This is a genomic window from Flavobacterium caeni, from assembly GCF_900101895.1.
GTDB lineage: Bacteria > Bacteroidota > Bacteroidia > Flavobacteriales > Flavobacteriaceae > Flavobacterium > Flavobacterium caeni.
In genome coordinates this window covers 369679-383753 of sequence record NZ_FMVF01000004.1, presented here as the reverse complement: position 1 = coordinate 383753, position 14075 = coordinate 369679, and the positions used below count along the sequence as shown (strand labels likewise).

General features: G+C 50.3%; 9 protein-coding genes. 4 read left to right on the top strand and 5 right to left on the bottom strand.

Annotated elements, in window-relative coordinates:
- Positions 1–153 precede the first annotated feature (153 nt).
- Positions 154–483: a DMT family transporter gene (locus tag BLP55_RS05535; protein ID WP_091141322.1), complete on the bottom strand. Its 330-nt coding sequence runs from the start codon at positions 481–483 to the stop codon at positions 154–156.
- Between the two features lie 2 nt (positions 484–485).
- Complete coding sequence (locus BLP55_RS05530) at positions 486–2753, bottom strand: cation:proton antiporter domain-containing protein (RefSeq protein ID WP_091141351.1); 2268 nt, start codon at positions 2751–2753, stop codon at positions 486–488.
- Positions 2754–2937: 184 nt separating this feature from the next.
- On the opposite strand from BLP55_RS05530, the gene BLP55_RS05525 reads away from it, so the two are divergent.
- The 4 genes from BLP55_RS05525 (at position 2938) to BLP55_RS05505 (ending at position 9987) form a co-directional block, all read left to right on the top strand.
- Entirely contained in the window at positions 2938–5313 is a 2376-nt protein-coding gene (locus BLP55_RS05525) for an efflux RND transporter permease subunit (protein WP_091141321.1), read from the top strand.
- A 119-nt stretch (positions 5314–5432) separates the two neighbouring features.
- Positions 5433–6866 carry an asparagine--tRNA ligase gene (gene asnS / locus BLP55_RS05520; protein WP_091141320.1) on the top strand — a complete coding sequence of 478 codons (1434 nt, stop codon included), beginning with the start codon at positions 5433–5435 and terminating at the stop codon, positions 6864–6866.
- Positions 6867–7912: 1046 nt separating this feature from the next.
- A complete protein-coding gene (gene rpoN / locus BLP55_RS05510; RefSeq protein ID WP_091141318.1) occupies positions 7913–9379 on the top strand; it encodes an RNA polymerase factor sigma-54 in 1467 nt (488 codons plus the stop codon).
- A 2-nt stretch (positions 9380–9381) separates the two neighbouring features.
- Complete coding sequence (locus tag BLP55_RS05505) at positions 9382–9987, top strand: hypothetical protein (RefSeq protein ID WP_091141317.1); 606 nt, start codon at positions 9382–9384, stop codon at positions 9985–9987.
- Here BLP55_RS05505 and BLP55_RS05500 read toward each other — a convergent pair.
- The 3 genes from BLP55_RS05500 to BLP55_RS05490 form a co-directional block, all read right to left on the bottom strand.
- Positions 9982–10698, bottom strand: a complete 717-nt coding sequence (locus BLP55_RS05500; protein WP_091141316.1) for a porin family protein — start codon at positions 10696–10698, stop codon at positions 9982–9984. The genes BLP55_RS05505 and BLP55_RS05500 overlap by 6 nt on opposite strands.
- Positions 10699–10754: 56 nt before the next feature.
- On the bottom strand, positions 10755–12035 hold the full coding sequence (locus BLP55_RS16960) for a sensor histidine kinase (protein ID WP_170826798.1): 1281 nt from the start codon (positions 12033–12035) through the stop codon (positions 10755–10757).
- A gap of 1239 nt (positions 12036–13274) precedes the next feature.
- Positions 13275–13988: a LytR/AlgR family response regulator transcription factor gene (locus BLP55_RS05490; RefSeq protein ID WP_139149612.1), complete on the bottom strand. Its 714-nt coding sequence runs from the start codon at positions 13986–13988 to the stop codon at positions 13275–13277.
- Positions 13989–14075: the final 87 nt, after the last annotated feature.

Genomic DNA, 14075 nt, shown 5'->3' with positions numbered 1-14075 from the left:
ACCGCAAAGACGCAAAGTTGCACGCAAAGGCCTCCAAGCTTTGTGCACTTTGCGAAACCTCTGTGTACTTTGTGGTTACTTTTTTTTACCGCAAAGTTGCACGCAAAGGTCTCGAAGCTTTGCGGTTATCGATAAAATTTTGCGTTGATTAAGTCAATGCGACGACACAAACTTGAGTCCGATGATCGACGCGATCAATGTCGTTAGAAAGAAAATGCGCCAAAACGTCGCGGGTTCCTTAAAGACCAAAATCCCGACGAGCACCGTCCCGATGGCGCCGATTCCCGTCCAAACCGCATAGGCAGTACCAATCGGCAGCGTTTGTGTGGCCTTGTACAGCAAAAACATACTGATGGACAGGCATACAAAAAAGCCCGCCATCCAAAGCGTGGCGGCGGTTCCCGTGGTTTCTTTGGCCTTGCCCAAACAAGACGCGAACCCGACTTCGAACAAGCCGGCGATGACGAGTAAAATCCAATTCATGGTTACGGTTTTAGGATCAGCACCGAAGAAATATTGCTGAGCCAAATACTTTGCGAATCTACGAGTTTTTTCCAACTTTCGAGGCTTACGACCATCATGTCTTGCTTGACAAGAAACTCCTTGCGCATGGTACGCTCGGTCATCATCGTGAGGTTGATGGGCATTTCGTCTTCGATCGCGGCGATGCTTTCGGCTATGGACGGATTGTTCTTGATCGCATCGTTCGGGTCGACAAAAGTCACGTGCGCGTTGTTGTTGGCGATAAGCCGGTGCGCAAACCCGACCAGAAAAGCATCCTGTTCGCTAAAAATCGGCACAAAAATGTCTTCGATCTTGTCGAGGTTTTTGTCGACGAGTATCCCTACCGGCATCCGGGTACGCCCAATGATTTGGCGTGTGCGTTCGTCAAACGGCGAATTCTCGAACAATCCTTCCTTGCCCGTGAACTTGTCGATCAAGCGGTCGGGGTTGATGATGCGCGTGGTGTAGCCCAGCAAGCGCCCGAGTAACGTCCCTTCGAAAATCGATTGCCCGAGCCCCACGAGCAGCAAATCGAAATCGCCCTGGTTCGCAATCTCGACAATGTCCTGGTCGATGTCGCTCGAGGCCTTGAACAATTTGACGATGGGCTGGCCCAGTTGTTCCGATTCGGCGATCACGGGCGCAAAACTCTTGCGTTCCTGCTCCTCGAGATCAAAGGTGTGCAGCTCGTTGCTGAGCGTCAGGTGCATGGCCGTCACGCTGGCGGGTTCGCGTTCGCGCTTGATGAGCCCGTTGGCCAACCGCAAGAGCGCCTTACCGCGTTCCGAATTCCCGAACGAAATCAGGATTTTGTATTTGCTTTCGGTCTTGACTTCTTCCTGGATCGGCTTGGCTTCGGTCTTGAAAAGCTTGTTGATCAAGTCGATGGCGGGTCCGGTCATGGCCGTCGTGACCAAGGCCATGATGACCATCATCGTAAAGACCTCGGTGGTGAGTACGCCCAAATCGTAACCGATGTTGAGCACCACGAGTTCCATGAGCCCGCGTGTGTTCATGAGCGCGCCTATCGTAAGCGAATCGCGCCAATTCTGCCCCACGAATCGCGCGGCCAATGCGCTGCCGACAAATTTACCCACAACGGCCACGAGGATGATGGCCAAGGTCACTTTGAGCAGGTACGGATCGGAAATAAGCCCGATTTGCGTGCGCAAACCTGTAAATACAAAGAACAACGGCAACAACAAAATCACCGACACGTCCTCGACTTTCTCGATAAAGATGTTGCGGAATTTGGTATGGTCGGGCATGATGGCGCCGGCCATGAACGCGCCGAACAACGCATGGATGCCGATGACCTCGGTGGCATAGGCCGAGATGATGAGCGTGAGCAGGAAAATCGCGACCACGGGTTTGCTGAGGCTCGCCCTCGAATTCTTGAGTGCCGCAACGCGCTCCAAAAATGGCTTGACCACCTTGAGCATGACCACCACATAAGCCACGGCCAGCGCGATAATGTAAAGCGAACTCACAAACGAACCGGCCTTGACAATGGCGATCACGGCCGCGAGAATACACCAGGCCGTGATGTCGTCGGCGGCGGCGCAGGTGATGACGATGGTACCCAGCTTGGTCTTGTGGATGCCGCGTTCCTGCACGATGCGCGCGAGCACGGGAAACGCCGTGATGCTCATTGCAATACCCATGAACAGCGAGAAAGAGGCAAATTCGACCCCATCGGGCGCAAATTTATGGTACGTAAAATAGGCGAGCATGATGCCCAGCGCAAACGGGAAGATGATGCTCGCATGACTGATGACCACGGCGTCGTTGGCTTTGTTCTTGAGCGCCTTGAGGTCGAGTTCCATCCCAATGACGAACATGAACAGGATCAATCCGATTTGACTCAAAAATTGCAGGTTGCCGAGCGATGCGGCAGGAAAAAGCAGCGCCGAATATTCGGGAAACACCATGCCCACGAGCGACGGCCCGAGCACGATGCCCGCGACGATTTCGCCCATGACGGTAGGTTGACCGATCTTGCGGAACAGCCAGCCAAAAAACCGCGCGACAATGATGATGGTGATGATTTGTGCCAGCAAAATGGCCAGCGGATGCCCCAGGTTGTGCTTCATCGAAGCGAGGAACTCCAGCCATTGGTCGCGCGCGCTGGGCACCACTACGTGCCGTCCGTTTTCGAGCTGCTTCCCCTTAGTGAGTACCCAATAAATCAGCAGCGAAAAACCGCTGACGGTAACCACATAAAAAATGGAATTCTTGAACCGCTTCATGTTTTTAAACGCCCAATCCTGGCCTTGGTAGCGCAACCAAAGATATAAATTAATATCGCAATACCGAACGCGGCAAAAATTAAATCGATGTAGTTGAAATCGGGGTATTTTTAAACAAAACCGTAACGCAAATCGCTTTCATTTTCCTTTGCGTTTCGCTACCTTTGCAACCATTTTTAGCATTATGAAAAAAAGATTCAAGGTTGGTTTCTGGGAAGGCGTGGCGCGGATCATCCTGACCAACCGGATTACCATATTGGTTTTGCTCGTGGGCATTACGGTTTTGCTGGCTTCGCAATGGCGCAACCTGCAAATGACCTACACCGAGGCCAACCTGTTGCCGCAGGGCCACAAGGCCAACCGCGACTACCGCGAATTTCTCGACCGGTTTGGCGAAGAAGGCAACCTGGTGGTCGTGGGCGTTCAAGACAAGCGGCTCTTTACGCCCAAGGTTTACAAGGCTTGGAACGAGATGATGGCGCAACTCAAATCGTCTAAGGATGTCGATTTGGTCGTGTCGCTCAAAGACCTCAAAAAACTCCAGAAAGATACCATCGCCGAAAAATTCGACATGGTGCCGCTGATCAATGCCACGCAAGCAGGCGACGCGTCGTATTTGGCCCAAATCCGCGACGAACTGTTCAACCGGCTGCCTTTTTATGAAGGCTTGCTGTACAACCAAAAATCGGGCAGCTTTCGTTCGGCGGTATACCTGAACAAAAAAATCGTCAACACGGCGGCGCGCAAGGATTTTATCCTGCAGACGCTTGTTCCCGCGGTCGATCAATTCGAAAAATCGACAGGCGTAGACCTCAAGGTTTCGGGTATGCCGTACATCAGGACGATCAATGCCGAGGACATGAAGGGCGAAATCGGGTTGTTCATCGGCGCGGCATTGTTCATCGTGTCGTTCATCTTTTTTATGTTCTTCCGCTCGCACCGCGCGACGCTGATCTCGACGACCATTTTGGTGTTTGGCGTGATGTGGTCGTTTGGGACGCTGGGTGCGATGCATTACAAAATCACGATCCTGACGGCCATCATCCCGCCGCTGATTATTGTGATCGGGATCACGAACTGTATCTTTTTGATCAACAAATACCAGCAGGAGATCAAGCTGCACAACAACCAGGCGAAGGCGTTGCAACGCGTCATCTCGAAAATCGGCGTATCGACGCTGATGACGAACCTGACCGCGGCCACTGGATTTGCAACGTTTATGATTACCGGAAACGAATTGTTGTTCGAGTTCGGATTGATCACCTCGATCAACATCATGGGTGTGTATTTGCTCACGCTTTTGATTGTGCCGATTATGTACAGTTTTATGTCGGTGCCCAAGGAAAAACACCTGTACCACCTGAGCCGTACCTACCTGACCACGCTTACCGACCGCATCGAATTTTTGGTCAAGAACAAACGCAAGTACATTTACACCGTGTACGCGGTTTTGCTCGTCGTGAGTTTGTACGGACTGACGCGCATGAAAGTGTCGGGCAGTTTGATTGGCGAGATGCCCAAGACGGCGTCGTTTTTCAAGGACATCGTGTTTTATGAAGAGCAGTTCAACGGCGTGATGCCGCTCGAGATCATGATCGACACCAAACGCAAAAAGGGTGTCATGAAACTCTCGACGCTCAAAAAGATGGACGAGCTGCAGCAAACCATCGAAAAAATCCCCGAATTGTCCAAGCCGGTTTCCATCGTCAATTTGGTCAAATACGCCAAGCAGGCCTACTACAACGGCAATCCCGAATACTACGATTTACCGACGGCGCAGGAGCAGGCGTTCATTTTGAGCTACGCCAAGAACGCGACCAAAAACGCCAAGGACAACATCATGAAATCGTATGTCGATTCGACGGGACGGTACACGCGCATCACCACGTTCATGCGCGACATCGGTACCGAAGAAATGGCGCGCGTAGAAGGGCAACTCCAGCAAAAAATAGACAGCGTGTTCCCCAAAGAACGCTTCGAGGTCAAGCTCACGGGCAAGGCGCTGGTGTTTCAGAAAGGCACGTCGTACCTGGTAGACAATTTGATCGAAGCCATTGTGTTCGCGATTTTTATGATTGTGGTGCTCATGGCCTACATGTTCCGATCGGTCAAGATGATCGCCGTGTCGCTCATTGCGAACATTTTGCCGTTGTGCATCACGTCGGGCATCATGGGGTACATGGGGATTCCGCTCAAGCCGTCGACGATTTTGGTGTTCAGCATTGCCTTTGGGATCTCGGTAGACAACGCCATCCAGTTCATGGCCAAGTACCGGCACGATTTGATCTTGAACAACGGCCGCGTGCGCAAATCGGTTTTGAGCGCGATCCGCGAAACGAGCATCAGTACGTTCTATACTTCGGTGGTGCTCATTTTTGGCTTTGCGACTTTTACCTTGTCGAGCTTTAGCGGCACCATTGCACTGGGCGCGCTGATTTCGTGTACGCTGTGTTTTGCGCTGTTCGCCAACCTGATCGTGTTGCCGTCGCTGGTGTTGACGTTCGAGAAAAAGCGTTTGCGCAAGGAGGAATTGGTAGACGACGGAATCATCGAGGATTAGACGCCGCGTTTGTCATTTCGACCGCAGGGAGAAATCTCAAGGAATCGAAGCAATGAGATTCCTCCTTTCGTCGGAATGACAAACAGAAACATTTATATTTGCACACAAATTCATAAGAAATGAAACGTACCAAAGTAAAAGACCTGCTCGCCAGCACACAGCCCATGAGCGACGTAACCGCCAAAGGCTGGGTCCGGACTTTCCGCAATAACCAATTCATCGCGCTCAACGACGGCTCGACGATCCACAACATCCAATGCGTCGTCGATTTTGAAAATACGCCCGAGGAAACCCTCAAGCGTATCACGACCGGTGCCGCGGTTTCGGTTGTTGGCGACCTTGTAGAAAGCCAGGGCGCAGGCCAAAAATTCGAAATCCAAGTCAAGACCCTCGAGATTTTGGGCGACTCAGACGCCGAGAAATTCCCGATGCAACCCAAAAAACACTCGCTCGAATTCCTGCGCGACAACGCCCATTTGCGCGTGCGTACCAATGCGTTCGGCGCGATCATGCGTGTGCGTTCGGTGTTGGCTGCGGCCGTGCACCAGTATTTTCAGGAGCAAGGTTTTGTGTATGTGAACACGCCCATCATTACCGGCGCCGATGCCGAAGGTGCGGGCGAAATGTTCCAGGTTTCGGCGCTCGACATGAACAATCCGCCGCGCAACGAAGACGGCACGATCAACTACAAAGAAGACTTTTTTGGGCACCAGACGAATTTGACGGTTTCGGGCCAGCTCGAAGGCGAAGCGTTTGCGATGGCGCTCGGACAGATTTACACATTCGGGCCAACGTTCCGCGCCGAAAATTCGAACACCTCGCGCCACCTCGCCGAGTTTTGGATGATCGAGCCCGAAGTCGCGTTCAACGATTTGCACGACAACATGGATTTGGCCGAAGATTTCATCCGCTACGTGATTAAATATACCGTAGACAAATGTCAGGACGACCTCAAATTCCTCGAAGGCCGACTCATCGACGAAGAGAAATCGAAGCCGCAGGACCAACGCAGCGAAATGAATTTGCTCGACAAATTGAACTTTGTTTTGGAGAACAATTTCAAACGCGTTTCGTATACCGAAGCGATCGACATTTTGCGCGATTCGACGCCCAACAAAAAGAAAAAATTCCAATACGTCATCAACGAATGGGGCGCCGATTTACAGTCGGAGCACGAGCGTTTCCTTGTTGAAAAACACTTTAAATCTCCGGTCATTGTTTACGACTATCCGGCCAACATCAAGTCGTTTTACATGCGCCTGAACGAAGACGGAAAAACCGTGGGCGCCATGGACATCTTGTTCCCTGGCATCGGCGAAATCGTAGGCGGTTCGCAGCGTGAGGAGCGTTACGACGTGCTGGTCGAGAAGATGCGCAAGATTGGCATCGACGAAAAAGAATTGTGGTGGTACCTTGACACGCGTCGTTTTGGAACGGCCGTACACTCGGGCTTTGGGCTTGGTTTCGAACGATTGGTGTTGTTCGTTACCGGTATGACGAACATCCGCGATGTGATTCCTTTTCCGCGTACGCCGGGAAATGCGGAGTTTTAAACTTCGTTTAAAAATGCTATTATAGAGTCCGACGGTTTGTCGGACTTTTTTTTGGAGCTGGTTCCCGCTTTTCACTGCAATCTTTTTGCGGCTCCACTGCGTTGCGCCGCATAAAGGATTTCCGCTGCAAACGCTTCAGCGTTCACCGAACACCTATTAAAAATATTATCTAGGTGAGGTAATCGGGGCTAGGGGTTGACTACGTTGCTTGGGCTTCTCACAAAACCGGACGTTTTGGAATTCTAAGTTATTTTCGCTGCCGCGGGCCTACTTTTGTCTGGCAACAAAAGTAGCAAAAATGCCTGGCGCGCGGTCGTTCGGCGACCTGCTGGCTTTCGCCGGCTAAAACAAATTAACTCGGCTGCGCCTCAAACAGAATTTGTTTCTTAACGCCAGCTTCAAGCCGCAGGTGCCCGCCTGCCACGACCAAAGCGCGCAGCCTCACGAAGAATGTTTATCGTAAATAGAAAATTCATTCTCCGCTTTGAGTGTTCGTCCAACGCGCCGGGAAACTTGTCGTGGCGGAAAGATTTTTCCCCGCGAGGACGTTTTACGGCGAACGTCCCAAACGAAACGATCCGTTCAACTCTCAACGAACATTCCTCGTGCGGATTTTTGGCGCCGCGGGCAAGCCAAAAATAAAATATTACTTTCCTAACTGGCGCGGCATTCACTGGCGAGGCGTTAAGAAAATCAACGCAGTGAGCGTTAAAAGCCAGGTGCTGTTTGAGCCGCAGGCGAGTTCAGCTGGCTTAGCGAACGACGTTGATTTTTAGCCGAGAAAGTGTGCCGCTACGCCTTTTTGCTACTTTTGCGGCGAGGCAAAAGTAGGCCCCCGCGGCAGCGGAAACTACAAACGGATTAAAAACGTCCGGTTTTGAAAATAATTCTAGCGACGCAGCAACCCCTAGCCCGGATTGAAATGGAAATCCTTTTTGAACGCTTTGCAAAAGCGTTCAAAAAGATTGGAATGAAAAGCCGGAAACAGCTCCAAAATATTTTCGTAAATTTGACCATTAAACCGCCAAAAAAATTAAATTTATAAAATGCTCAAACAATCGTTAAACCTAAAACTCTCGCAAAAACTCTCGCCGCAGCAAATCCAACTCATGAAGTTGATCCAGCTGCCGACGCAGGCGTTCGAACAACGACTCAAGGAAGAGATGAACGAGAACCCGGCACTCGAGGCGGGCAAGGAGGAAGACGAGGAGTACGAAAAGGACGAATTCGAAAACGAAGAAGAGTACGACGATTTTGACGACAACGAAACCATCGAAGCCGACGAAATCAACATCGACGAATACCTGAGCAATGACGAAACGCCCGATTACAAACTGTCGGCCAACAACTATTCGGCCGACGACGAGCAACGCGAATCGCCGCTGGCGGCAGGCCTGAGTTTTCACCAGGATTTGCTCAACCAGCTCCACACGTTTATCTTGACCGACGACGAACGCGAGATTGCCGAGTTTTTGGTGGGCTCGATAGACGACATGGGCTACATCCGCCGCTCGATCCCCGATATTGTAGACGACATGGCCTTTACGCAAGGCATTTACACCGACGAGGCCACCGTCGAGCGCATTTTGCACGTGATCCACGAGCTCGAACCGTCGGGTGTGGGCGCGCGCGATTTGCAGGAATGTTTGTTGTTGCAGCTCAAACACAAGACACCTACCGAATCTGTTGCGTTGGCCACCGACATCATCGAGCACCAGTTCGATGCGTTTTCGAAAAAGCATTACGACCGTTTACAGCAAAAATACGGCGTGTCGCAGGAACGGCTCAAGGGGGCGATTGGCGAAATCGAAAAGCTCAATCCCAAGCCGGGCGGCGTGTACGCGGGCAGCACCAAGCTGATCGAGCATGTGGTGCCCGATTTTACGATCCGTATCAACGAAGGCGAACTCGAACTCTCGCTCAACGGACGCAATGCCCCTACGCTGCACGTTTCGCGCGATTACCAGGAAATGCTACAAACCTACAAGGAATCGCGCGACAAGTCGCAACAGCAAAAGGACGCGGTGCAGTTCATCAAGCAAAAACTCGATTCGGCCAAGTGGTTCATCGATGCCATCCGCCAACGGCAGGAAACGCTGTTCGTGACCATGAACGCCATCATGCACTACCAGGAAGAGTATTTTTTGGATGGCGACGAGACCAAGTTGCGCCCGATGATCCTGAAGGACATTGCCGATATGGTGGGGCTCGACATCTCGACGATTTCGCGCGTGGCCAATTCAAAATACGTAGAAACGCCGTACGGCACCAAGCTCATCAAGGAATTTTTCTCGGAGGCGATGAAAAACGACCAGGGCGAAGACGTGTCGACCATCGAAATCAAGAAAATCCTGCAAACCGTCATCGAAGACGAAGACAAACGCAAGCCCCTACCCGACGACCAACTTGCCGACATCCTCAAGGAAAAAGGCTATCCGATTGCGCGTCGTACGATTGCAAAATACCGCGAACAACTCGACATCCCGGTCGCGCGGATGCGCAAGAAGATTTAGCCTTGAGAAAGACCCTTGTTTTTTTTTCGTATTTGCTGCATCCGATCTTTATTCCGCTATTGGCAACGTTGGTGTATTTTAACCTCAACGAAAACTATTTTGTAATCGAACAGGTATACCTTGTCCTGATCCAGGTGTCGATCATCATGGTATTCATCCCGATTTGCTTTTTTTATTTGCTGCGCACCTTGGGCAGGGTCGATTCGGTGATGCTCGAGCAAGTGTCGCAGCGCAAACTTCCGCTTTCGATTTACATTGTCCTGACCGCGCTGCTGATCGCCAAGAGCATTACCGTAGATTTGATTCCCGAGCTGTACTACTTTTTCCTCGGGGCGCTCACGAGCAGCGGGCTTGCGCTTGCGCTGGCGTTCGTGAAAATCAAGGCGAGCCTTCACCAAATGGGCATCATGGGATTGCTGGCGTTTGCCGTTGGGCTCAGCATGCACAACCAAACCAACGCCTTGTTTGTGATCGCGGCGTTGGCGTTGGCCAGCGGAATCGTGGCCGCGTCGAGGCTCGAAATGGACGCCCATACGGGCAAGGAACTGGTCATTGGCGGGCTATGCGGAATTGTTCCGCAAATCGCGCTGTGGTGTTTTTGGCTATAAGACGTAAAACATCAGCCCCAAACGCAACGGATTGAGTTCGACCAGCGCGCCATTCAAACGGGCCGACGAATCAAAAAATGGTGTGATGCCGTAATGGGCATAAAAGTTCCAGGTGTTGTATCCCCAAACCAAGTAGGCGCCCACTTGCAATCGGTTGAAATCCTGGTTGTCGGCCACTTTGATGTTGTAGTTGCCGTCTACGTATTTGGAGCGCGAATAAACCGCATAACTCACCCGAATCCCGCTGTAAATCCGCCAAAACTTGTGGCTTTCGGGAACCGAGGTACGCCAACGCAACTCGAGCGGCACATCGATGAGCACCTGTTCGAATTTGTTTTTTTGGTATTGTACGCCGGTGGCCACGAGGTTGTATTGCGCGACCTCATCGACCTTAGAGATCAACATATTCTGGAAATATTTGTTGTAGGAAACCCCCAGCCCGGGCGCAAAGGCCCATGTTCTTGCCTTGTTGAACGGCATGTCGCGCTGAAACCCCGCCGTAAACCCCGACGAAAACTTATTTTGCGAAATCCCTGGCGGGCGGTTGAGCAAACGGTTGTAAGTAAATCCTGCATAGAACTGGTCTTCGCGGTAAAGCGAATCGACATTGATCATGGGCGGCGGCAAAGTCTTGGGTGCCTTCTCGGCTTCTTCCTGCGCAAAAACAGGCGACACGACCAGGACCAAAATAACGGCATACAAAAAGCGCATAGACAAAGTTTAGCGGTTTAAAGTTACAAAGAAATGGCGCGCGTTTTCAAACGGCATTAAAAAATGACGGCAACGGTGGTCCCGTTGTTGGGTTCGGAGGAAATCTTGAGTACACCGCCCAATGCCTCGGCACGCGTCCTGATGTTGCGCAGTCCGATTCCTTGCTTGGCTTTCTCTGGGTTAAAACCGACGCCGTTGTCCCAAATTCGGAGCGTGATCTTTTGATCGGTTTTGAGCAACATGACCAAACAACGCTTGGCTTGCGCATACTTGTGTACGTTTTGGATGGCTTCCTGGACAATGCGGTACACATGGATTTTGTGCGCATCGGAAACCGTACCCCAATCGATGTATTTGTCGACCGACACATCGAATTCGGTTTGCGAATCGTTTTGTTGCGCGGCGACCAGTTGCGAAAGCATGGCTACCATTCCCTTGTTTTCTACGAACAGGCTGTTTTGCAAATCGTGTGACACCTTGCGTACATCCTGCTCTGTCTTTTCGAGCTCTTGGACGAGTTGGTCTTTTCTATCTGTCGATGCGGTGTCGAGTTGCATCAGGTTGAAACGCGTCGTGAAAATACTGTTGACAATGCCGTCGTGCAATTCCATGGCGATGCGGTTGCGTTCCTCGTTGCGCGCGGCCTCGGTCTCGGACTGTTGTTTCAGGATGAGCTGGTAAATTTTTTCGTTGGCCTGTTGCTGCTGTTGCGCATACAAAAGTTCCTTGTTTTTGGACCGCAACCTCAAAATCGCAATCCCCGAAATCGCGACCAATAGCAGCAACGCAGCAACCGTGATAATGATTTTATTGCGCCGCGACAACAACTCGTTTTGCTCCTGGATTTGGTCGGTTTCGTAGGCGATGCGCGCGAATTTGTTTTGCGTGGCGCGTTCTACGGCCTGTACGCTGTCGTTGACCTTGAAGTAAAGTTTCGAGAAGTGGTCCTTGTTCTTTTTGTCGTGCTCGGTGAGCAGTTTGAGGGTTTGTAGCATTTCGGCGCTGGCATGGATCTTACGCGCCAAATCAAAGCCCTCTTTAAAATTACGCAATGCGGAGGTGGTGTCATGTTCAAGCAAATCCAACTCCCCAATCTTAATCTTTGAAGATACTATTCCCGGCATAGATTGGATGCTGTCGCGAATAAAGTACGCCCTCAACATTTTTTCCCTTACGCCTTTCGGCGCGCCATTTTTCATTTGAGCATAAGCCATATTGTTAAGCAACGTCGCGTACAACTCTGCCGATTTCTGATACGGTTGCTTGATCTTCAAACCGCTATTGTAATAATCCACGGCCCGATCATAGCTCCCCAAACGTTCGTAGATTGTTCCCATGTTATTGAAATAACCGGCGCGATATGAGTGAAGATACGACAAAGGGAAATCTCCTTGCTTTTCAAGCTGGTCAATCTCGGCGGCAGAGAGATCAAAATAGTCAAGCGCTTTGCTATAATCCTTAACTTCTTTAAGACTCAACGCTGTCATCAGATACCCATTGTATCTCAGAAAATGGTCGTCAGAATCTTTTAAGACTTGTAAGGCTTGAATAGCCTGGTTCACTCCTTCAGAGAAATTACCGGTGTGATACAGGACCGTTGCCTTTCCCAACATCGCGCGACCAACGCTCTCTTCGTCTTTAATTGAACGGTATATTTTCTCGGCCTGCAAATAGTACTTGAATGCACTGTCTGAACGCATTTCCGCCACATAAAAATCACCTATCCAAGAAGAAGCCTGGGCCCAGTCTACCGTGTCATGCTGCTGTTTTGCTTTGTTATAGACAACCCTGCAAGCGGTAATATATTTGTCACGGGCACCCAATTCTTCGTATCGCGCCGCAACATTAAAAATCAACTCGCGTCGAATAGAATCGTTGTCAGATGTATACAGTTTGGCAGCAGCAGAATCGATAGTTCGCTCGCGAATAGTCGACGATTTCACTGTATCTGCCTTTCGAAAAAGCGCCTTGACTTCGCGCCTAATCTCGAACCGAGTGTCGTCGCGACCTTGGCACGCGATAAAGAACAAGAAACAAAGCAGTATCGGGAAGGTAACTTTCAATTGGCCGTTAACTAGGATTCCTCCAAAAGTAAGCATTTTTAGTCTCAAACATAAAAGGCGACCACTAAGATCGCCTTTTTAAGTCGCAGTATGTGACTATCCTTTTGGTTTGGACGGATCGGACGACGGGGGCGGATTATCCCCAATCTCCATTGGTGATGTTGTAAATTTCGTAGACGCAAAGGTAGGGGTGGCCAATGCAAAGCAAATAGCAATCAATAGCGTTTTCATCGTGAATCGTTTTTAAAAATTAGCATTAAAAGGTGGCGGCAACTTGTGGTGGTTGCCGAAATCATTAAAAATGTTTGGTCAGGTGAGAACGAAGCCGTACGCCATCGTTCTCAAATTGTGAAGCTTCTGTTGCGCATCATCAGATGAACGCGAGACAAAGTAAAAGCGAAAAAAACTGCAATCCTAAGAATAACAGTTTGTTGTAGTGAATGGTACGATGGCAAAAGAATCCCTACCCATCAAAAGGGCGAAATGGGGTATTTTGCAAAGATTCGCGATTTGTCAAAAGTTGATGTTGCGCACAATCGCGTCGATGTTCTCGCGGTAGCTCACCGAAAACGGCAAAATCTCGTTGTAATTGAGGTAGCACTTGGACTTGGCAAAATGGATGCGCGACACATGGTTGATGTTCACGATGTAGCTTTTGTGGATGCGCAAAAAGTAAAACGGCAACGTACCCTCAAAATGCTTGAGCGTCTTGTAGGCGTTCACCGTCTTGCCGTTGATGAGCTGGATATCGGTGGTATTGTTATCGGCCTTGAGGTAAATGATGTCCTGCAACGCCACAAACTGATAATCGCTGTAAGACTTGATGCAAATCGTAGAAGTCGCCGGAACCGAGCATCTTTTTTCGAACTTGAACAAACTCTTGCCCAACTGGTGCAGCTGCATCGGACGCAGCACATAATCGCTAAAACCCGCCTGTATCGCCTCGAACGCAAATTCGGCCGTGTTGGCCAGCGCGATAAAATAAGGCACCGTATCCATATATTGGTGTATTTCGGATAGCGCCGCAAAAGATAAAGTCTTATCTTTGGTTTCGAACGGCACGCCCATGATCACCAGTTGCGGTTTGATCTTGAAGATTTGGTCCATGGCGATTTCATTGTTCTTGAAAATGCCCGCACAAAAATAGTTGGGGAAATTTTCGAAAAGCTTGAGCGTTTCGTCAATCGCAGCCTGGTTATTGTCGATGATCAGAAAAGAGAAGCGCATGTGGTTTGCGGAAAAAATAGACTGCAAGCTAAACAAGCGCACGATTTTGTTGGTGCTGCAAAACGACACATTTTGTTAAAGTTTTAT